Origin of the sequence: Planomicrobium sp. MB-3u-38 (assembly GCF_002836425.1) — a bacterium.
GTDB lineage: Bacteria > Bacillota > Bacilli > Bacillales_A > Planococcaceae > Planococcus > Planococcus okeanokoites.
The window spans coordinates 14,976-35,509 of the sequence record NZ_PJBO01000008.1 but is presented as its reverse complement, the minus strand read 5'-3'; the positions used below and the strand labels follow the sequence as shown (position 1 = coordinate 35,509).

22 protein-coding genes are annotated in these 20,534 nt (G+C 44.6%); all 22 read left to right on the top strand.

Annotated elements, in window-relative coordinates:
* Positions 1–52: 52 nt before the first annotated feature.
* The 22 genes from rpoB (at position 53) to rpsN (ending at position 20,522) form a co-directional block, all read left to right on the top strand.
* Positions 53–3,607: a DNA-directed RNA polymerase subunit beta gene (gene rpoB, locus CXF70_RS04315; protein WP_084242195.1), complete on the top strand. Its 3,555-nt coding sequence runs from the start codon at positions 53–55 to the stop codon at positions 3,605–3,607.
* A gap of 105 nt (positions 3,608–3,712) precedes the next feature.
* Complete coding sequence (gene rpoC, locus CXF70_RS04310; RefSeq protein ID WP_101801662.1) at positions 3,713–7,318, top strand: DNA-directed RNA polymerase subunit beta'; 3,606 nt, start codon at positions 3,713–3,715, stop codon at positions 7,316–7,318.
* A 458-nt stretch (positions 7,319–7,776) separates the two neighbouring features.
* On the top strand, positions 7,777–8,196 hold the full coding sequence (gene rpsL, locus CXF70_RS04305) for a 30S ribosomal protein S12 (RefSeq protein ID WP_084242193.1): 420 nt from the start codon (positions 7,777–7,779) through the stop codon (positions 8,194–8,196).
* Between the two features lie 44 nt (positions 8,197–8,240).
* The gene (rpsG, locus tag CXF70_RS04300) at positions 8,241–8,711 is read left to right on the top strand and encodes a 30S ribosomal protein S7 (protein WP_084242192.1); all 471 of its coding nucleotides are present in this window, start codon (positions 8,241–8,243) and stop codon (positions 8,709–8,711) included.
* A gap of 51 nt (positions 8,712–8,762) precedes the next feature.
* Positions 8,763–10,841 carry an elongation factor G gene (fusA, locus tag CXF70_RS04295; protein WP_084242191.1) on the top strand — a complete coding sequence of 693 codons (2,079 nt, stop codon included), beginning with the start codon at positions 8,763–8,765 and terminating at the stop codon, positions 10,839–10,841.
* Between the two features lie 117 nt (positions 10,842–10,958).
* Complete coding sequence (gene tuf / locus CXF70_RS04290; RefSeq protein ID WP_084242190.1) at positions 10,959–12,146, top strand: elongation factor Tu; 1,188 nt, start codon at positions 10,959–10,961, stop codon at positions 12,144–12,146.
* A 193-nt stretch (positions 12,147–12,339) separates the two neighbouring features.
* On the top strand, positions 12,340–13,659 hold the full coding sequence (locus CXF70_RS04285; protein WP_101801661.1) for a Na+/H+ antiporter family protein: 1,320 nt from the start codon (positions 12,340–12,342) through the stop codon (positions 13,657–13,659).
* A 254-nt stretch (positions 13,660–13,913) separates the two neighbouring features.
* On the top strand, positions 13,914–14,222 hold the full coding sequence (gene rpsJ, locus CXF70_RS04280; RefSeq protein WP_033542800.1) for a 30S ribosomal protein S10: 309 nt from the start codon (positions 13,914–13,916) through the stop codon (positions 14,220–14,222).
* A gap of 47 nt (positions 14,223–14,269) precedes the next feature.
* Entirely contained in the window at positions 14,270–14,899 is a 630-nt protein-coding gene (gene rplC / locus CXF70_RS04275; RefSeq protein ID WP_084242188.1) for a 50S ribosomal protein L3, read from the top strand.
* 29 nt (positions 14,900–14,928) lie between these two features.
* The gene (rplD, locus tag CXF70_RS04270; RefSeq protein WP_101801660.1) at positions 14,929–15,552 is read left to right on the top strand and encodes a 50S ribosomal protein L4; all 624 of its coding nucleotides are present in this window, start codon (positions 14,929–14,931) and stop codon (positions 15,550–15,552) included.
* Positions 15,552–15,836 (top strand): 50S ribosomal protein L23, encoded by a 285-nt coding sequence (rplW, locus tag CXF70_RS04265; protein ID WP_071152061.1) that lies wholly within the window; start codon positions 15,552–15,554, stop codon positions 15,834–15,836. Before rplD ends, rplW begins: the two co-directional genes overlap by 1 nt.
* Positions 15,837–15,882: 46 nt before the next feature.
* Positions 15,883–16,713: a 50S ribosomal protein L2 gene (gene rplB / locus CXF70_RS04260; RefSeq protein WP_084242186.1), complete on the top strand. Its 831-nt coding sequence runs from the start codon at positions 15,883–15,885 to the stop codon at positions 16,711–16,713.
* 60 nt (positions 16,714–16,773) lie between these two features.
* The gene (rpsS, locus tag CXF70_RS04255) at positions 16,774–17,052 is read left to right on the top strand and encodes a 30S ribosomal protein S19 (protein WP_033542795.1); all 279 of its coding nucleotides are present in this window, start codon (positions 16,774–16,776) and stop codon (positions 17,050–17,052) included.
* Between the two features lie 19 nt (positions 17,053–17,071).
* Positions 17,072–17,413: a 50S ribosomal protein L22 gene (gene rplV / locus CXF70_RS04250; RefSeq protein WP_084242185.1), complete on the top strand. Its 342-nt coding sequence runs from the start codon at positions 17,072–17,074 to the stop codon at positions 17,411–17,413.
* 3 nt (positions 17,414–17,416) lie between these two features.
* Positions 17,417–18,073, top strand: a complete 657-nt coding sequence (rpsC, locus tag CXF70_RS04245) for a 30S ribosomal protein S3 (RefSeq protein ID WP_071152057.1) — start codon at positions 17,417–17,419, stop codon at positions 18,071–18,073.
* Between the two features lies 1 nt (position 18,074).
* The gene (gene rplP, locus CXF70_RS04240; protein ID WP_084242184.1) at positions 18,075–18,509 is read left to right on the top strand and encodes a 50S ribosomal protein L16; all 435 of its coding nucleotides are present in this window, start codon (positions 18,075–18,077) and stop codon (positions 18,507–18,509) included.
* A complete protein-coding gene (rpmC, locus tag CXF70_RS04235) occupies positions 18,499–18,699 on the top strand; it encodes a 50S ribosomal protein L29 (RefSeq protein WP_006828936.1) in 201 nt (66 codons plus the stop codon). The genes rplP and rpmC overlap by 11 nt, the downstream gene beginning before the upstream one ends.
* Positions 18,700–18,723: 24 nt before the next feature.
* A complete protein-coding gene (gene rpsQ, locus CXF70_RS04230) occupies positions 18,724–18,987 on the top strand; it encodes a 30S ribosomal protein S17 (RefSeq protein ID WP_084242183.1) in 264 nt (87 codons plus the stop codon).
* A 47-nt stretch (positions 18,988–19,034) separates the two neighbouring features.
* The gene (rplN, locus tag CXF70_RS04225) at positions 19,035–19,403 is read left to right on the top strand and encodes a 50S ribosomal protein L14 (RefSeq protein WP_036803916.1); all 369 of its coding nucleotides are present in this window, start codon (positions 19,035–19,037) and stop codon (positions 19,401–19,403) included.
* A gap of 35 nt (positions 19,404–19,438) precedes the next feature.
* Entirely contained in the window at positions 19,439–19,750 is a 312-nt protein-coding gene (gene rplX / locus CXF70_RS04220; protein WP_084242182.1) for a 50S ribosomal protein L24, read from the top strand.
* Positions 19,751–19,777: 27 nt separating this feature from the next.
* Positions 19,778–20,317: a 50S ribosomal protein L5 gene (gene rplE / locus CXF70_RS04215; protein ID WP_084242181.1), complete on the top strand. Its 540-nt coding sequence runs from the start codon at positions 19,778–19,780 to the stop codon at positions 20,315–20,317.
* Between the two features lie 19 nt (positions 20,318–20,336).
* Complete coding sequence (gene rpsN, locus CXF70_RS04210; protein WP_084242180.1) at positions 20,337–20,522, top strand: 30S ribosomal protein S14; 186 nt, start codon at positions 20,337–20,339, stop codon at positions 20,520–20,522.
* Positions 20,523–20,534 lie beyond the last annotated feature (12 nt).

Here is a 20,534-nt window from a genome sequence, read left to right as displayed (position 1 = left end):
ATTTTGTAGAAATCGCAAAGACCTATAATCGTTTTATTGAGGGGTGAATAAGTTGGTAGGTCAACTAGTTCAGTACGGTCAACATCGTCAACGCAGAAGTTTTTCGAGAATCAGTGAAGTGCTGGATCTTCCGAACCTGATTGAAATTCAATCATCATCTTATGAGTGGTTCCTTGAAGAAGGGCTGCGCGAAATGTTCCGCGATATTTCGCCGATTGAAGATTTCACAGGAAATCTGTCGCTCGAGTTTGTTGATTACAGTCTTGCAGAACCGAAGTATCCAGTAGACGAATCAAAAGAACGCGATGTTACTTACGCGGCTCCACTGCGTGTTAAAGTGCGTCTTCATAACAAAGAAACGGATGAAGTGAAAGAGCAGGATGTTTTCATGGGAGATTTCCCATTGATGACAGAAACCGGCACTTTCGTCATCAACGGCGCTGAACGCGTCATCGTTTCACAGCTTGTTCGTTCACCAAGCGTCTATTTCCATGACAAGACAGATAAAAACGGTAAAAAAGGATTTGGCGCAACTGTCATTCCAAACCGTGGTGCCTGGCTTGAATACGAAACAGATGCGAAAGATGTTGTGTATGTCAGAATCGACCGCACACGAAAACTTCCTGTAACGGTGCTATTGAGAGCGCTTGGATTCGGTTCCGACCAGGAAATCATCGATTTGCTTGGCGATAACGAATACTTACGCAATACGCTTGAAAAAGATAATACAGAAAGCACTGAAAAAGCGCTTCTGGAAATTTACGAGCGTCTGCGCCCGGGTGAACCACCGACAGTCGAAAGTGCAAAGAGCTTATTGTATTCACGCTTCTTCGACCCAAAACGCTATGACTTGGCCAATGTAGGCCGTTATAAAATGAACAAGAAGCTTCACATCAAGAACCGCCTTTTCAATCAAACTATTGCCGAAACGCTGGTTGATCCTGAAACAGGGGAAATTCTTGTAGAAGCTGGTACAGTCATCGATCGCCGCGTCCTTGATAAAATCATCCCGAATCTTGAAAGTGGTGTGGGCTTCCATACTGTCACTCAAGTAGGCGGAGTTTTAGAAGGCGACGTGACATTGCAGGCTGTTAAGATTTATGCTCCGAATGACGAAGAGCAAAAAGAGATTACTGTTATAAGCAATGCTTATATAGAAGATAAGATCAAGCATGTAACTCCTGCCGATATCATTTCTTCCATCAGTTACTTCTTTAACCTTTTATACGGAGTTGGAAACACTGACGATATCGATCACCTTGGCAACCGTCGTCTCCGTTCAGTCGGAGAGCTTTTGCAAAACCAGTTCCGCATCGGTTTATCCCGTATGGAACGCGTTGTGCGTGAGCGTATGTCCATCAACGATACACAAGCGATCGTACCTCAGCAATTGATCAACATCCGTCCGGTTATTGCATCAATTAAAGAGTTCTTCGGCAGTTCGCAATTATCGCAGTTCATGGACCAAACGAACCCGCTTGCTGAATTGACGCACAAACGCCGTCTGTCAGCGCTTGGGCCCGGTGGTTTAACGCGTGAACGTGCCGGTTTTGAAGTGCGTGACGTCCATTACTCGCATTATGGCCGCATGTGTCCGATTGAAACTCCTGAGGGACCGAACATCGGATTGATCAATACACTTTCCACATTCGCGAAAGTGAATAAATTCGGATTTATTGAAACACCTTACCGCCGCGTTGATCCTGAAACTGGTCTTGTGACAGGTCAAATCGATTATCTGACAGCTGATGAAGAGGATAATTACGTAGTGGCACAGGCGAACTCAGTCTTGAATCCGGATGGTTCATTTGTCGAAGAAGAAGTAGTGGCCCGTTTCCGCGGTGAAAACACGCTTTACAAACGCAGCAGCGTCGATTACATGGACGTTTCGCCGAAACAGGTCGTTTCTGTTGCGACTGCTTGTATCCCGTTTCTTGAAAACGATGACTCCAACCGTGCCCTTATGGGTGCGAACATGCAGCGTCAGGCTGTTCCGTTGTTAAATCCGGAAGCTCCTTTTGTAGGTACTGGAATGGAACACCTTGCAGCAAGAGATTCAGGGGCAGCAGTCATTGCCAAAAACGACGGAATCGTCGAGTACGTGGAAGCGAAAGAAATCCGCGTGCGCCGCATAGAAGAAGTTGACGGCAATGAAGTCAAAGGCGATACAGACACTTATCGTTTGCAGAAATTCATCCGTTCAAACCAAGGTACAAGCTATAACCAGCGTCCGATCGTCAAAGTCGGAGACCGTGTTTCAAAACGCGATATCCTGGCTGATGGACCTTCAATGGAACGCGGCGAAATGGCATTGGGCCGAAATGTCCTGGTAGCATTCATGACATGGGATGGCTTCAACTATGAAGATGCGATCATCATGAGTGAACGTCTTGTTAAAGATGACGTTTATACTTCTGTTCATATTGAAGAATACGAATCAGATTCCCGTGACACGAAATTGGGACCTGAAGAAATTACACGTGATATTCCAAACGTCGGTGAAGATGCACTTCGCAACCTTGATGACCGTGGAATCATCCGTGTCGGGGCAGAAGTTAAAGATGGCGACATCCTTGTCGGTAAAGTAACGCCTAAAGGCGTAACGGAATTGACTGCGGAAGAACGCTTGCTTCACGCCATTTTCGGTGAAAAAGCTCGCGAAGTCCGTGATACATCGCTGCGTGTGCCACACGGCGCCGGCGGTATTGTATTGGATGTTAAAATCTTCAACCGTGAAGACGGCGATGAGCTGCCGCCAGGCGTTAACCAATTGGTCCGTGCTTATATCGTGCAGAAACGTAAGATTTCTGTTGGTGATAAAATGGCCGGACGCCACGGTAACAAAGGTGTTATCTCCCGGATCCTTCCGGAAGAAGATATGCCGTTCATGCCGGATGGCACTCCTGTCGACATCATGTTGAACCCGCTTGGCGTTCCTTCCCGTATGAACATCGGGCAAGTACTGGAACTTCACTTGGGAATGGCTTCCCGTTCACTTGGCATTCATATGGCTTCATCGGTATTTGATGGAGCGAATGAAGAAGATGTTCTGGAAACAATGGAAGAAGCAGGCATGCCGAGAGACGGAAAAACCATCCTTTATGATGGCCGTTCAGGTGAAGCCTTCGATAACCGTGTATCTGTCGGAATCATGTATATGATCAAACTGGCGCACATGGTTGACGATAAGCTCCATGCCCGTTCAACTGGACCATATTCACTCGTTACCCAGCAGCCGCTTGGTGGTAAAGCACAATTCGGCGGACAGCGTTTCGGTGAGATGGAAGTTTGGGCGCTTGAAGCATACGGTGCCGCACATACGCTGCAGGAAATTTTGACTGTCAAGTCGGATGATGTAGTCGGACGTGTTAAAACGTATGAAGCAATTGTCAAAGGCGAAAGTGTTCCGGAGCCTAGTGTGCCGGAATCATTCAAAGTATTGATAAAAGAACTTCAAAGTCTTGGTATGGATGTTAAAATGCTGACAATCGATGACGAGGAAATCGAGTTGCGCGATTTGGATGAAGAGGAAGATCTTCAACCCGCTGATTCTTTGAACATCCTGCCGATTGCAGATCAGGAAACACCGATTGGAACAGTTGATTGATAAATAATTGGAGAAGGGCAGTCCAGCACTGCCCCGCATCCATTCACTTGGTCATTAACGAGGAAGAGCCGTATAGAAACTCGAGACAAAAGGGAGGTAGGCTCCTTGATAGATGTGAACAATTTTGAGTACATGAAAATCGGATTAGCTTCACCCGATAAAATTCGCTCATGGTCTTATGGAGAAGTCAAAAAGCCAGAAACAATTAACTATCGTACTTTAAAACCGGAAAAAGACGGTTTGTTCTGTGAACGTATTTTCGGTCCTACAAAAGACTGGGAATGCCATTGCGGAAAATACAAGCGCGTTCGTTATAAAGGTGTTGTCTGTGATCGCTGTGGCGTAGAAGTCACGCGTTCGAAAGTCCGCCGCGAACGCATGGGGCACATCGAATTAGCTGCGCCAGTTTCACATATCTGGTATTTCAAAGGCATTCCAAGCCGCATGGGACTTATCCTTGATATGTCACCGCGTTCATTGGAAGAAGTTATTTACTTCGCTTCATATGTTGTTATCGATCCTGCGGATACACCGCTTGAAAAGAAACAATTGCTGTCTGAAAAAGAATACCGCGCTTACCGTGACAAATTCGGTAAGAAATTCCAGGCTGCAATGGGAGCCGAAGCGATCAAGCGACTTCTTCAGGAAATCGATCTTGAGCGTGAAACGGATTCATTGAAAGAAGAATTGAAAACAGCTCAAGGGCAACGCCGCACACGTGCGATCAAACGCCTTGAAGTTGTGGAATCATTCCGTAATTCAGGCAACAACCCGGATTGGATGATTCTTGATGTTCTGCCTGTAATTCCGCCGGAGCTTCGTCCGATGGTTCAATTGGATGGCGGCCGTTTCGCCACTTCTGACTTGAACGATCTTTACCGTCGTGTAATCAACCGGAACAACCGTTTGAAACGCCTATTGGATTTAGGCGCGCCAAGCATCATTGTTCAAAACGAGAAACGCATGCTTCAGGAAGCTGTAGATGCGCTGATTGATAATGGCCGACGCGGCCGTCCTGTAACAGGACCGGGTAACCGTCCATTGAAATCTCTTTCTCATATGCTTAAAGGGAAACAAGGCCGTTTCCGTCAAAACCTTCTTGGTAAACGTGTCGATTATTCAGGCCGTTCCGTTATTGTTGTCGGACCGAACTTGAAAATGTATCAATGTGGTTTGCCGAAAGGGATGGCGATCGAGTTGTTCAAGCCTTTCGTTATGAAAGAGCTTGTTGAACGCGGACTTGCCCATAATATTAAGAGCGCAAAACGCAAAATCGAACGTCTTCATTCTGAAGTTTGGGATGTACTGGAAGATGTCATCAAGGAGCATCCGGTTCTATTGAACCGGGCACCGACACTTCACAGACTTGGCATCCAGGCTTTCGAACCGACGTTGGTCGAAGGTAAAGCAATTCGCCTTCACCCATTGGTATGTACAGCATACAACGCCGATTTTGATGGTGACCAAATGGCTGTCCACGTTCCGCTTTCATCTGAAGCTCAAGCTGAAGCAAGATTGTTGATGTTGGCAGCTCAGAACATTTTGAACCCGAAAGACGGAAAACCAGTTGTTACTCCTTCACAGGATATGGTTTTGGGGAACTATTACCTTACGTTGGAGCGCAAAGGCGCAACCGGCGAAGGAGCTACGTTCTCTGGACCTGAAGAAGTTTTAGTCGCTTATCAGACTGGCCATGTTCATTTGCATACCCGTATTGCAATCAAGGCAGCTTCTGTAAACAACCCGACTTTTACAGCTGAACAAAACAAAATGTTATTGCTGACAACTGTCGGCAAGATCATTTTCAATGAAATTCTGCCGAAGTCGTTCCCTTATATCAACGAACCGACAGATTATAACTTGCAAGTTGAGACGCCAGCCAAATATTTTGTCTCAACAACGACAGATATTCGGAAGCACATTGAAGAGGCTGAACTTGTAACGCCATTCAAGAAGAAAATTCTTGGTGAAATCATCGCTGAAGTATTTAAACGTTTCCATATTACGGAAACTTCAAGAATGCTTGACCGCATGAAGAGCCTTGGATTCAAATATTCCACTCAAGCTGGTATTACGGTTGGTATTTCTGATATCGTCGTTCTTCCGGATAAAGGGGAAATTCTTGTTGAAGCTCAAGACAATGTAGATAAAGTCATGAAACAATTCCGTCGTGGTTTAATCACTGAAGAGGAACGCTATGCACGCGTCATTTCTTTCTGGAGCAGCGCGAAAGATGTTATCCAGGAAAAATTGATGGCATCCCTCGACAATATGAACCCGATCTTTATGATGAGTGACTCCGGTGCCCGTGGTAACGCATCCAACTTTACACAATTAGCTGGTATGCGCGGACTCATGGCCAACCCGGCAGGACGCATCATTGAACTGCCGATCAAATCTTCATTCCGTGAAGGTTTAACGGTATTGGAATACTTCATCTCAACTCACGGTGCACGTAAAGGTCTTGCCGATACAGCACTGAAAACTGCCGATTCAGGTTACTTGACCCGTCGTCTCGTAGACGTTGCACAAGATGCGATTGTCCGTGAAAATGACTGTGGCACTGACCGCGGCCTGTTGGTTGGAGCGTTGATGGAAGGTACGGAAGTAATCGAAGAGTTGGAAGAGCGTATCGTTGGACGCCATGCTAAGAAAACAATTCGCCATCCTGAAACAAAAGAAGTGATTGTCGCGAAAGACGAATTGATCACACAAGATTTGACTCGCCTCATTGTTGAAGCGGGCATCAAAGAAGTGACGATCCGTTCAGCATTCACTTGTAACACGAAACACGGCGTCTGCAAAAAATGTTACGGCACGAACCTTGCGACTGGTGACGAAGTTGAAGTGGGCGAAGCAGTTGGTATTATTGCAGCCCAGTCAATCGGGGAACCAGGAACGCAGCTTACGATGCGTACATTCCACACAGGCGGTGTAGCAGGAGACGATATCACGCAAGGTCTTCCGCGTATCCAGGAAATTTTCGAATCAAGAAATCCGAAAGGCCAGGCAGTGATTTCTGAAATTACAGGTACGGTTACTGAAATCGATGAAATTCGCGAAGGCCAAAAAGAAATCACGATTCAAGGTGACGTTGAAACACGTAAATATTTGGCTCCATACAATGCGCGCCTTAAAGTGCAGGCGGATGATGTCATCGTTCGCGGCCAGGTATTGACAGATGGTTCAATTGATCCGAAACAATTATTGCAAGTTAAAGATGTACAAGCTGTTCAAGTTTATCTATTGAAGGAAGTTCAAAAAGTTTACCGTATGCAGGGTGTTGAAATCGGCGACAAACACGTGGAAGTCATGGTTCGCCAGATGTTCCGTAAAGTCCGTGTAATTGAAGCCGGCGATACAGAATTATTGCCAGGTTCACTATTGGATATCCACCAATTCACAGAAGCGAATGTAAAAGCTGTTCTTGAAGGCAACCTTCCGGCAACCAGCCGTCCGGTCATCCTCGGGATCACTAAAGCTTCACTTGAAACAGAATCATTCCTTTCAGCTGCATCGTTCCAGGAAACAACGCGCGTCTTAACAGATGCCGCAATCAAAGGGAAACGCGATGAACTACTCGGCTTGAAAGAGAATGTCATCATCGGTAAACTTGTTCCAGCTGGTACTGGAATGCAGCGTTACCGTCAGATTAAAATCGCTCAAAGCGAGAAAGCGCCAACGGAAGAAATCGTCGGTTCTGAATCGTAAGTAAAGTGAACAGATTTCGGGGAGTGCTAACGGGCTCCCCGGGATTTTTTATGAATTTAGTTGACATGAAATTCACAGGGTGATATTATGTTGAAGGTTGATGATTAGCGATCTTTCATTTTATTGGTACGCAAATACCTTGAAAATTGGCAAGAAACGCGAATTATCTTCGGTACTAAGCAACAGTAATAGCGTTTAAAGTGGCATTGTCCAAGAATATATAAGTGGAACGCTTGGATGACCCATCATGATCGTCCGGACATCAATGATAAGGTCAGGTCAAACGGATTCACCCAAGATCAAAGCTTGGCTAGGCAGAAAGTTATCCTCTGCAGCTGCTGAAGCAATTACTGGATACCAGTTTTTGTGTAGAAAACACAAAGACTTTGTTTTTTACCCAAAAATGAACCACCTGGATATGTGGTATTAGAACACCTTTTGAGAGGAGGAAAAAATCGATGCCTACAATTAACCAATTAGTTAACAAGCCTCGTAAACCAAAAAGCTCTAAATCAGACTCACCAGCGTTGAACAAAGGGTATAACAGCTTCAAAAAGTCTCAGACTAACGTAAGCTCACCTCAGAAACGTGGAGTTTGTACTCGTGTTGGTACAATGACACCGAAAAAACCAAACTCCGCATTGCGTAAATACGCGCGTGTACGTTTGACTAACCAAATCGAGGTCAATGCATACATCCCTGGAGAAGGCCACAACCTTCAAGAGCACAGTGTAGTTCTTCTTCGCGGCGGACGCGTAAAAGATTTACCTGGTGTGCGTTACCATATCGTACGTGGAGCACTTGATACTGCTGGAGTAAACGGCCGTATGCAAGGACGTTCTAAATACGGAACTAAACGCCCTAAAGAAAAAAAATAATCAATTAAATTAACGAATAACCTTCGTTGAAAGGAGGAACATACATGCCTCGTAAAGGTCCTGTAGCTAAACGTGACGTGTTGCCAGATCCAATTTATAATTCGAAATTGGTGACACGCTTAATTAATAAAATGATGGTTGACGGAAAAAGAGGTACTTCACAAAAGATCCTATACGGAGCGTTCGAACTAGTTAAAGAACGCAGCGGTAAAGATCCGATTGAAGTATACGAACAAGCATTGGCTAACGTTATGCCAGTTCTTGAAGTTCGCGCTCGCCGTGTTGGTGGTGCAAACTACCAGGTGCCGGTTGAAGTTCGTCCTGAACGCCGTACAACTTTAGGCCTTCGCTACCTTGTAAACTATTCACGTCTTCGTGGAGAGAAAACAATGGAAGAGCGTTTGGCTAATGAAATCATGGATGCTGCCAACAACACTGGTTCAGCAGTTAAGAAACGTGAAGATATTCACAAAATGGCAGAAGCGAACAAAGCCTTCGCTCACTACCGCTGGTAAGATCTTACAAGATTTTAAAATCTTAATCCGAGATGGAAGGAGAAGAACAACATGCCTAGAGAGTTCTCCTTAGACAAAACACGTAATATCGGAATCATGGCCCACATCGATGCCGGTAAAACGACTACTACGGAGCGTATTTTATATTACACAGGCCGAATCCATAAAATCGGCGAAACGCATGAAGGTGCTTCTCAAATGGACTGGATGGAGCAAGAGCAAGAGCGTGGAATCACGATCACTTCTGCTGCAACAACAGCTTCATGGAAAGAGCACCGCGTCAACATCATCGATACTCCTGGACACGTAGACTTCACTGTAGAAGTTGAACGTTCACTGCGCGTACTTGATGGTGCTGTAACGGTTCTTGATGCTCAATCAGGTGTTGAGCCGCAAACTGAAACAGTTTGGCGTCAAGCTACAACATATGGCGTGCCACGTGTTGTATTCGTAAACAAAATGGATAAAATCGGTGCTGACTTCCTTTACTCAGTTGGAACGTTGCATGACCGCTTGCAGGCGAATGCACATCCAATCCAATTGCCGATTGGTGCAGAAGACGAATTCTCAGGGATCATCGATCTTGTTGAAATGAATGCGCGCTTCTACGCTAACGACCTTGGAACTGAAATCACTGAAGGGGATATTCCTGAAGAGTATAAAGAGCTTGCTGAAGAATGGCACACTAAACTAGTGGAAGCTGTTGCTGAGCTTGACGAAAACTTGATGGAAAAATACCTTGGTGGCGAAGAACTTACAGTAGACGAACTTAAAGCAGCAATCCGTAAAGGAACGTTGGATGTTGAGTTCTACCCTGTAGTTTGTGGTACTGCTTTCAAAAACAAAGGTGTTCAATTAATGCTTGATGCAGTAATTGATTACCTGCCATCACCACTTGATGTACCTCCAATGACTGGCGTTCTTCCGGATTCTGACGAAGAAGTATTGCGCAGACCAGATGAAAACGAACCGTTCTCAGCATTGGCGTTTAAAGTTATGACAGATCCATACGTTGGGAAGCTTACTTTCTTCCGTGTGTATTCTGGAACGCTTAAATCAGGTTCATACGTACAAAACTCTTCTAAAGGCAAACGCGAGCGCGTAGGACGTATCCTTCAGATGCACGCTAACTCCCGTGAAGAGATCGCTGAAGTTTACTGCGGTGATATCGCAGCGGCTATCGGCCTTAAAGATACATCAACTGGTGATACTTTAAGTGACGAGAAGCAGCAAGTAATCCTTGAGCGTATGGTATTCCCAGAACCGGTTATTTCACTTTCTGTGGAACCAAAATCAAAAGCGGACCAAGACAAAATGGGTCAAGCCCTTGCTAAATTGCAAGAAGAAGATCCTACTTTCCGTGCTCACACTGACCAGGAAACTGGCCAAACGATCATCGCAGGTATGGGTGAACTTCACCTTGATATCCTAGTTGACCGTATGAAACGTGAATTCAACGTAGAAGCTAACGTAGGGGCGCCTCAGGTATCTTACCGTGAGACATTCCGCCAGTCAGCTAAAGTTGAAGGTAAGTTCGTACGCCAATCAGGTGGTCGTGGACAATTCGGACACGTTTGGATCGAATTCGCGCCAAACGAAGAAGGAGCAGGTTTCGAGTTTGAAAATGCTATCGTTGGTGGTGTTGTTCCACGTGAATACATCCCAGCAGTCGAAGCGGGTCTTCGTGACTCACTAGACAACGGTGTTATCGCCGGATATCCTTTGATCGATATCAAAGCTAAATTGTTCGACGGATCTTACCATGATGTTGACTCCAACGAAATGGCATTTAAAGTTGCTGCGTCAATGGCACTTAAAAACGCTATCTCTAAAGTTAACCCGGTAATTCTTGAGCCTATCATGCGCGTTGAAGTTGTTATCCCTGAGGAATACCTTGGAGATATCATGGGTGACATCACGTCACGCCGCGGACGCGTAGAAGGTATGGATGCTCGTGGTAACGCACAGGTTGTTCGTGCAATGGTTCCACTTGCTGAAATGTTTGGATATGCAACTTCATTGCGTTCTAACACGCAAGGCCGTGGTGTGTTCTCAATGCACTTCGATCACTATGAAGAAGTACCAAAATCACTTTCTGAAGACATCATCAAAAAAAATAAAGGTCAATAATTGAAATTTGATCTTTAATCAAGTATAAATAATTTGTATGCCAGGAATGATAGGGCCCTATTATTCCGGCACAGCAAGTTAAAAAAATTAACTTAAATTATGAGGAGGACTTTTCTAATGGGTAAAGCTAAATTTGACCGTTCAAAAACACACGCTAATATTGGTACAATTGGTCACGTTGACCATGGTAAAACAACTTTGACTGCAGCAATCGCTACAGTACTTGCTAAAGCGTCAGGCGGGGAAGCTCGTTCTTACGACCAAATCGATAACGCACCAGAAGAAAAAGAGCGCGGTATCACAATCAACACTTCTCACGTTGAGTACGAAACTGCTACTCGCCACTATGCACACGTTGACTGCCCAGGACACGCTGACTATGTTAAAAACATGATCACTGGTGCTGCACAAATGGACGGCGGGATCTTGGTAGTATCTGCTGCTGACGGCCCAATGCCACAAACTCGTGAGCACATCCTTCTTTCACGTCAAGTAGGTGTACCTTACCTTGTAGTATTCATGAACAAATGCGACATGGTAGACGACGAAGAACTTCTTGAGCTAGTTGAAATGGAAGTTCGCGACCTTCTATCTGAATATGACTTCCCTGGCGATGACATTCCTGTCATCAAAGGTTCTGCTCTTAAAGCTCTTGAAGGAGATGCAGAATACGAAGAAAAAATCATGGAATTGATGAACGCAGTTGATGAGTACATCCCAACTCCACCGCGTGACACTGACAAGCCATTCATGATGCCTGTAGAGGACGTATTCTCTATCACTGGCCGTGGTACAGTTGCAACTGGTCGTGTTGAGCGTGGACAAGTTAAAGTTGGCGATAACGTTGACATCATCGGTATCAACGAAGAAGCTAAATCTACAACTGTTACAGGTGTAGAAATGTTCCGTAAATTGCTTGACTATGCTGAAGCTGGCGATAACATTGGTGCACTTCTTCGCGGAGTTTCCCGTGAAGACATCCAACGTGGACAAGTATTGGCTAAACCAGGCACAATCACTCCACACACAACTTTCAAAGCTGAAGTATACGTTCTTTCAAAAGAAGAGGGTGGACGTCACACTCCATTCTTCACAAACTACCGTCCGCAGTTCTACTTCCGTACAACTGATGTAACTGGTGTTTGTAACCTTCCTGAAGGTGTAGAAATGGTTATGCCTGGCGACAACATCGAAATGGATGTTGAGCTAATCTCTCCAATCGCACTAGAAGAAGGAACTAAGTTCTCTATCCGTGAGGGTGGACGTACTGTAGGCGCTGGCGTTGTAGCTACAATCCAGAAGTAATTCCTGCTAAATGTAAAAATCCCTGTCTCTTCATGAGGCAGGGATTTTTTTTATGTTCTAATCAAAACTGGGCAGCTATAAATAAAAAAGAAAACTGGATAATTATCAGAACCAGTCGTTTGACAAGTTAAAGCTGATTTGATATTTTAATTGTTGTGCTTTAATGCTTTAGCAAACTAAAGGAGTTTTTATTATGAATGCAGTTATAGTGGCCGTATTGGTCATGCTGGTATTAAGTCTATTAAGAGTGAATGTTGTATTTGCGCTGCTTATCGGAGCGCTTGCAGGAGGGCTGAGTGGCGGGCTACCTTTTATGGATACAATAGGCGCCTTTACGTCGGGACTGGGAGAAGGGGCTGAGATAGCCCTTAGTTATGCCATGCTCGGAGGATTTGCGGTAGCAATCTCACGCACCGGTATTCCGGAGCTGCTGGTGCAGGGTGTATTGAAGATAGTAAACAAAGACGGCCAGGCGACGAGGGAAGGTTTGGCGAAGGCGTTGATCGTGCTGGCGCTTTTATCAATGGCGATCTTTTCACAGAATCTGATACCGATTCATATCGCCTTCATCCCCTTATTGGTTCCGCCGATTCTTCATATTTTGAATGAATTACGGATTGACCGTCGGTTGATAGCTGCGGTCCTTACATTCGGATTGACTGCTCCCTATATTTTACTGCCTTATGGTTTTGGTTTGATCTTCCATGAGATTCTGGCAAACCAAATGGCACTTGCGGGACTGGAGATTGAGATGGCGGATATTCCAAGAGCGATGGCGCTGCCGGTGGCTGGCCTTGCCGTAGGCCTGATCATTGCTGTCTTCATCTCCTACCGCAAACCGCGCGACTACCATGAAACTTCTTCTATAGAAGAAACGCGAATCAAAACGGCATCGATCAAAGATATAATTGTTACAATCATCGCCTTGGGTGCAGCGCTGTATGCGCAGATTGAAACAGACTCGATGATTGTTGGAGCGCTTGCGGGGATCATTGTGCTTTATGTGTTCGGCGCGATGAAATGGAAGGAAGCCGACGATGTGCTGACCGAAGGGATGCGCATGATGGCATTCATCGGATTCGTTATGATCACGGCGAATGGATTTGCTTCAGTCATTACAGCGACAGGAGCAGTGGAACCGTTGGTGGAAAGTGTTTCTGACTTGTTTGCCGGCAATAGGGGCTTGGCTGCATTGATGATGCTGATTGTCGGATTGTTTGTAACGATGGGCATCGGTTCATCTTTCGCCACAATACCCATCATTGCGGCAATATTCGTTCCACTGAGCATGGAGTTCGGATTTTCCACTATTGCAATCATCGCATTGATCGGCACAGCCGGCGCTCTGGGTGACGCAGGCTCACCGGCATCAGACTCGACGCTTGGACCGACCGCAGGATTGAACGTGGATGGCCAGCACAATCACATCTGGGACACCGTTGTTCCGACGTTCATCCACTACAATATCCCGCTCGTCATTTTCGGCTGGATTGCTGTAATGTTGCTTGGTTAAGAAAGAAATGTTCGGACTATTATCGTATAGGTTGAATCTCAAGAAAATCCTGCTATACTAATAAAAGCGAATTGAAAAGAATTTCGTGGAAACACTTGCGAAGTTCTTTTTTATTTTGTATAATGGTGAATGTTGGTCTTTGACTGCGATGAAGCGAGAGGTTACCGATACACCCGGCCGCTTTGCCATGGCGAGTGATTGGAAAATTTTCGTGGAGAATGTCTATCAAAAATAGGCGAAAAGGAGGGAAAATAATGGCAAAACAGAAGATTCGTATCCGTTTAAAAGCATATGATCACAGAATTCTAGATCAGTCTGCTGAGAAAATCGTGGAAACTGCAAAACGTTCAGGTGCTAGTGTTTCGGGGCCGATCCCGTTGCCGACTGAAAAGTCTGTATACACGATCCTGCGTTCAGTCCATATCTACAAAGATTCTCGTGAGCAATTTGAAATGCGCACACATAAACGTCTGATCGATATCGTCAATCCTACACCACAAACTGTAGATGCATTGATGAAATTGGATTTACCATCTGGCGTTGACATTGAAATTAAACTTTAATCGGTAAACGAAATAGAAAACACAAAAATTTGCAGGAGGTGTGACAAATGACCAAAGGAATCTTAGGTAGAAAAATCGGTATGACGCAAGTTTTTGCTGAGAACGGTGATTTAATCCCTGTAACTGTAATTGAAGCAGCTCCAAACGTAGTGCTTCAGAAAAAGACAGTTGAGGTTGACGGCTATGAAGCAGTCCAACTAGGTTTTGAAGACAAGCGCGAAAAGCTTTCAAACAAACCTTCTAAAGGACACGTCGCAAAAGCTAACACTGCTCCTAAGCGCTTCATTCGCGAACTTCGCAATGTAAACTTAGCTGATTACGAGATTGGTCAGGAAGTCAAAGTTGATGTATTCGCAGAAGGCGATGTAGTAGATGTAACAGGAACAACGAAAGGTAAAGGTTTCCAGGGTGTTATTAAACGCCACGGACAATCACGCGGACCAATGAGTCACGGTTCACGCTACCACCGTCGTCCTGGTTCAATGGGTCCGGTTGCTCCTAACCGTGTATTCAAACAGAAGAAATTACCTGGTCAAATGGGTGGCACTACGATTACGATTCAAAACCTTCACATCGTGAAAGTTGATACTGAGCGTAACTTGCTTCTTATTAAAGGTAATGTTCCTGGATCTCGCAAAGCATTGATTCGTGTAAAAACAGCAATCAAAGCTAAATAATTATTTTTTGAAGAAAGGAGGAAACAGGAATGCCTAAAGTAGCTTTATTAAATCAAACAGGTTCACAAGTTGGAGATATCGAGTTGGACGATTACGTTTTCGGTATCGAACCAAATGAATCAGTACTATTTGACGCTGTAATCGCTCAACGCGCTTCACTTCGTCAAGGTAACCATAAAGTAAAAAACCGTTCTGAAGTAGCCGGTGGCGGTAAAAAGCCATGGCGCCAAAAAGGGACTGGACGTGCCCGTCAAGGTTCGATCCGTTCACCACAATGGCGTGGCGGTGGTATTGTCTTCGGACCAACACCACGCAGCTACAGCTATAAATTGCCTAAAAAAGTACGCCGTCTTGCAATGCGTTCAGCTTTGTCTTCGACAGTAGTGAACGAAAACCTGATGGTACTTGAAGGAATAACTTTTGACGCTCCAAAAACAAAGTCTTTCTTGCAATTGCAGAATGACCTTTCATTGGGCAAAAAAGTATTGTTCGTAACAGAGGATGTTAACGAAAACTTAGCATTGTCTGCCCGCAACATCCAAGGTATGACAGTAATCTCTGCAACTGGCATCAATGTTCTAGATCTTCTTGGACATGATAAAGTTGTTATGACGAAAGCTGCAATCGAAAAAATTGAGGAGGTGCTTAGTTAATGGAAGCACGTGATATTCTAAAGCGTCCGGTCATTACTGAGCGTTCTTCTGAAGTAATGGCAGATAAGAAGTACACTTTCGAAGTGGACACTCGCGCAAACAAAACACAAGTTAAACAAGCGGTTCAAGAAATCTTTGGCGTGAAAGTTGAGAAAGTCAACATCATGAACTACAAAGGTAAATTCAAGCGCATGGGCAAACACGCAGGCTACACTAACAAGCGCCGCAAAGCGATTGTGAAATTGACTGCTGACTCAAAAGAAATCGAATTGTTCGAGATTTAATTCTCTAAGTTCTGATAGGAACTAACTAAAGAAGGAGGGAAACAACGTGGGAATTAGAAAATATAAACCTACCACTAACGGTCGTCGTAACATGACGAGTTCGGATTTCGAAGAAATCACAACGAACAAGCCTGAGAAATCGCTTTTGCAACCAACGAAGCGTAAAGGCGGCCGTAACAACCAAGGTAAAATTACTGTACGCCATCACGGTGGTGGACATAAACGCCAATACCGTGTCATCGATTTCAAACGTAACAAAGATGGCATTCCAGGCCGCGTTGCTACGATCGAATACGATCCTAACCGTTCTGCGAACATCGCATTGATCCATTACGCTGACGGAGAAAAACGTTACATCCTTGCTCCTAAAGGAGTAGGCGTTGGAACGCAAATCATGTCAGGCCCTGAAGCGGATTTCAAACCAGGTAATGCTATGGCATTGTCAGGCATCCCAATGGGTTCTACAATCCACAACATTGAAATGAAGCCAGGTGCTGGCGGACAACTAGTTCGTTCTGCAGGAACTTCTGCTCAAATTCTTGGTAAAGAAGGTAAATACGTTACAGTCCGTCTGCAATCAGGCGAAGTTCGTATGATCCTTGCCACTTGCCGCGCTACAATCGGTGCAGTAGGAAATGAACAGCACGAATTGATTAACATTGGTAAAGCAGGACGTAACCGTTGGAAAGGCAATCGCCCAACTGTCCGCGGATCTGTAATGAACCCTAACGATCACCCACACGGTGGTGGTGAAGGACGTTCGCCAATCGGACGTAAATCACCAATGTCTCCATGGGGCAAACCGACTCTTGGATACAAAACACGTAAGAAAACGAATAAATCCGATAAATTTATCGTTCGTCGTCGTAAAAAATAATTTGATTTCGCTGCGGTTCGCTGAAAGAACCGTGGTGCAATCACGAAGGGAGGATCCCAAATGGGCCGCAGCTTGAAAAAAGGACCTTTTGCTGATGATCATCTTTTGAAGAAAGTTGATGCACAAAAGGACTCTGAGAAAAAACAAGTGATCAAAACTTGGTCTCGCCGTTCTACAATTTTCCCGACATTCATCGGACAAACAATCGCAGTATACGATGGTCACAAACACATTCCTGTTTACGTGACTGAAGACATGGTCGGCCATAAACTAGGAGAATTTGCACCAACACGCAAATATGCTAGTCATGGCGCAGATGACAAGAAAACAAGACGTTAATTGAGAGGAGGATTTCCCCATGCAAGCAAAAGCTGTCGCTAGAACAGTACGTATTGCTCCTCGTAAAGTCCGTTTAGTAGTAGATTTAATCCGAGGCAAGCAAATTGGCGAAGCTGTTGCGATTTTACAACATACTCAAAAATCATCATCGATCGTTATTGAGAAATTGTTGAAATCTGCAGCTGCAAACGCTGAACACAACTACGAAATGGATCTGAACAACCTGGTTGTCAGTGAAGTATTCGTTGACGAAGGTCCAACATTGAAACGTTTCCGTCCAAGAGCAATGGGACGTGCAAGCGCAATTAATAAACGTACAAGCCACATCACATTAGTGGTATCTGAGAAGAAGGAGGGATAATTCGTGGGACAAAAAATACATCCAATAGGTATGCGTATCGGAATCATTCGTGACTGGGAGTCAAAATGGTACGCTGAGAAAGACTATGCGACACTTCTTCACGAAGATATTAAGATCCGTGAATACATCGAAGCACGTTTGAAAGAAGCTTCAGTTTCCAAAATCGAAATTGAACGCGCTGCAAACCGTGTAAACGTAACAATTCACACTGCGAAACCAGGAATGGTAATTGGTAAAGGTGGTTCTGAAGTAGAAGTACTTCGCAAGCAGCTTAATACAATGACTGGCAAGCGTGTACACATCAACATCATTGAAATCAAACGAGCTGACCTTGATGCGAGACTAGTTGCTGAAAGTGTTGCACGTCAATTGGAAAACCGTGTGTCTTTCCGTCGTGCACAAAAACAAGCAATCCAGCGCACTATGCGTTCTGGCGCTAAAGGGATCAAAACTCAAGTATCTGGACGTCTAGGCGGCGCTGACATTGCGCGTGCTGAACACTACAGTGAAGGTACTGTTCCGCTCCATACGCTTCGTGCCGATATCGATTATGCACATGCTGAAGCTGACACAACTTACGGCAAACTTGGCGTAAAAGTATGGATCTACCGCGGTGAAGTCCTTCCAACTAAGAAGAAATCTGAGGAAGGAGGCAAATAATATGTTATTGCCTAAACGCGTTAAATATCGTCGTGAGCACCGAGGCAAGATGCGCGGTGAAGCTAAAGGCGGCAAAGAAATCGCATTCGGCGAATACGGTCTTCAAGCACTGGAATCATCTTGGATCACTAACCGCCAAATCGAAGCTGCTCGTATTTCCATGACTCGCTACATGAAACGTGGCGGTAAAGTATGGATCAAAATTTTCCCGCATAAGCCATATACGAAAAAGCCTCTTGAGGTTCGTATGGGTTCTGGTAAAGGTTCACCTGAAGGCTGGGTAGCCGTAGTAAAAACTGGTAAAATAATGTTTGAACTTGCTGGAGTATCTGAAGAAGTGGCACGCGAAGCATTGCGCCTTGCATCTCACAAACTTCCGGTTAAAACCAAGTTCGTAAAACGTGAAGAAATTGGTGGTGAATCGAATGAAAGCTAATGAAATCCGTGACCTAACCACTGCTGAAATCGAACAAAAAGTGAAATCACTGAAAGAAGAGCTTTTCAACCTTCGCTTCCAATTGGCTACTGGTCAATTAGAAAATACTGCTCGCATCCGCGAAGTACGTAAAGCGATTGCCCGTATGAAAACTGTGATTCACGAAAGAGTACTCAGTGGAAACAACTGATAAATCGAGAGGAGGTTTGCTAGTATGACTGAGCGTAATCAACGCAAAGTATACACAGGCCGTGTTGTGTCTGACAAAATGGACAAAACCGTTACAGTAATGGTTGAAACTCAAAAGAAGCATGCATTTTACGGCAAACGTGTAAAATACTCGAAGAAATATAAAGCTCATGATGAGCAAAACGAAGCTAAAATCGGCGATATCGTTCGCATCATGGAAACTCGCCCACTATCAGCTACAAAACGTTTCCGTTTAGTAGAAGTGGTAGAAAAAGCGGTTATCATTTAATTTAAATAATTTCGGAACTTAAGAAATTCCGGAGGGAGGTTACCTAAGTGATCCAACAGGAAAGTCGTTTAAAAGTTGCAGACAACTCGGGTGCTCGTGAAGTACTAGCGATTAAAGTACTTGGTGGTTCTGGTCGCAAGACTGCAAACATCGGTGACGTAATCGTTTGTACCGTGAAAAAAGCAACACCAGGTGGCGTTGTTAAGAAGGGTGAAGTCGTTAAGGCTGTTATCGTTCGCACGAAAAGCGGGGCTCGTCGTAAAGACGGTACTTACATCAAATTTGATGAAAATGCATGCGTCATTATCCGTGACGACAAAGGTCCACGCGGAACTCGTATTTTCGGACCTGTTGCACGTGAACTACGTGACAACAACTTCATGAAAATCGTTTCACTTGCTCCTGAAGTTCTTTAATAAATCAATGTGTTATACCAAGGAGGTGCGACAGAATGCATGTTAAAAAAGGTGACAAAGTTAAGGTGATCTCAGGAAAAGACAAAGGCAAAACAGGCGTTGTCTTGACTGCTCTACCTAAAAAAGACCGTGTGATCGTTGAAGGTATCAATATCATCAAAAAACACACAAAACCGAACCAGGCAAGCCCGCAAGGCGGAATTGTCAGCCAGGAAGCAGCTATCCACGTTTCAAACGTAATGTTGCTTGACCCTAAATCAGGCGAGCCGACTCGTGTTGGATACAAGGTTGAAGATGGTAAAAAAGTTCGTGTTGCAAAAAAATCCGGTGACAAATTAGACAACTAAAACTCTTGAATGAAGGGAGGTACACACATGAACCGCCTAAAAGAAAAATATGTGAATGAAATCACTCCTGCTCTAGTTAGCAAGTTTGAATATAAATCAGTCATGCAGGCTCCAAAAGTTGATAAAATCGTTATCAACATGGGTGTCGGTGAAGCAGTACAAAACACTAAATCACTTGATTCAGCTGTTGAAGAATTGCAGACAATCTCTGGTCAAAAACCAGTGATCACTAAAGCTAAGAAATCTATCGCTGGCTTCCGTCTTCGTGAAGGTATGCCAATCGGATGTAAAGTTACACTGCGCGGAGAGCGTATGTATGACTTCCTGGATAAATTGATTGCTATCTCACTTCCACGTGTTCGTGACTTCCGTGGTGTTTCGAATAAATCATTCGACGGCCGCGGCAACTACACACTTGGTGTGAAAGAACAATTGATCTTCCCTGAAATCGATTATGATAAAGTTTCGAAAGTACGCGGGATGGACATCGTAATTGTAACAACTGCGAACTCTGATGAAGAAGCTCGTGAGTTATTGACACAATTCGGAATGCCGTTCCAAAAGTAAACGTGAGGGAGGCGTAAACGTGGCTAAAAAATCTATGATCGCAAAACAAAAACGCACGCCAAAGTTTAAGGTACAAGAGTACACACGCTGTGAACGATGCGGACGTCCGCATTCTGTAATACGCAAATTTAAACTTTGCCGTATTTGTTTCCGTGAACTTGCATATGTGGGACAAATTCCTGGCGTTAAAAAAGCCAGCTGGTAATCCCCTAATTTG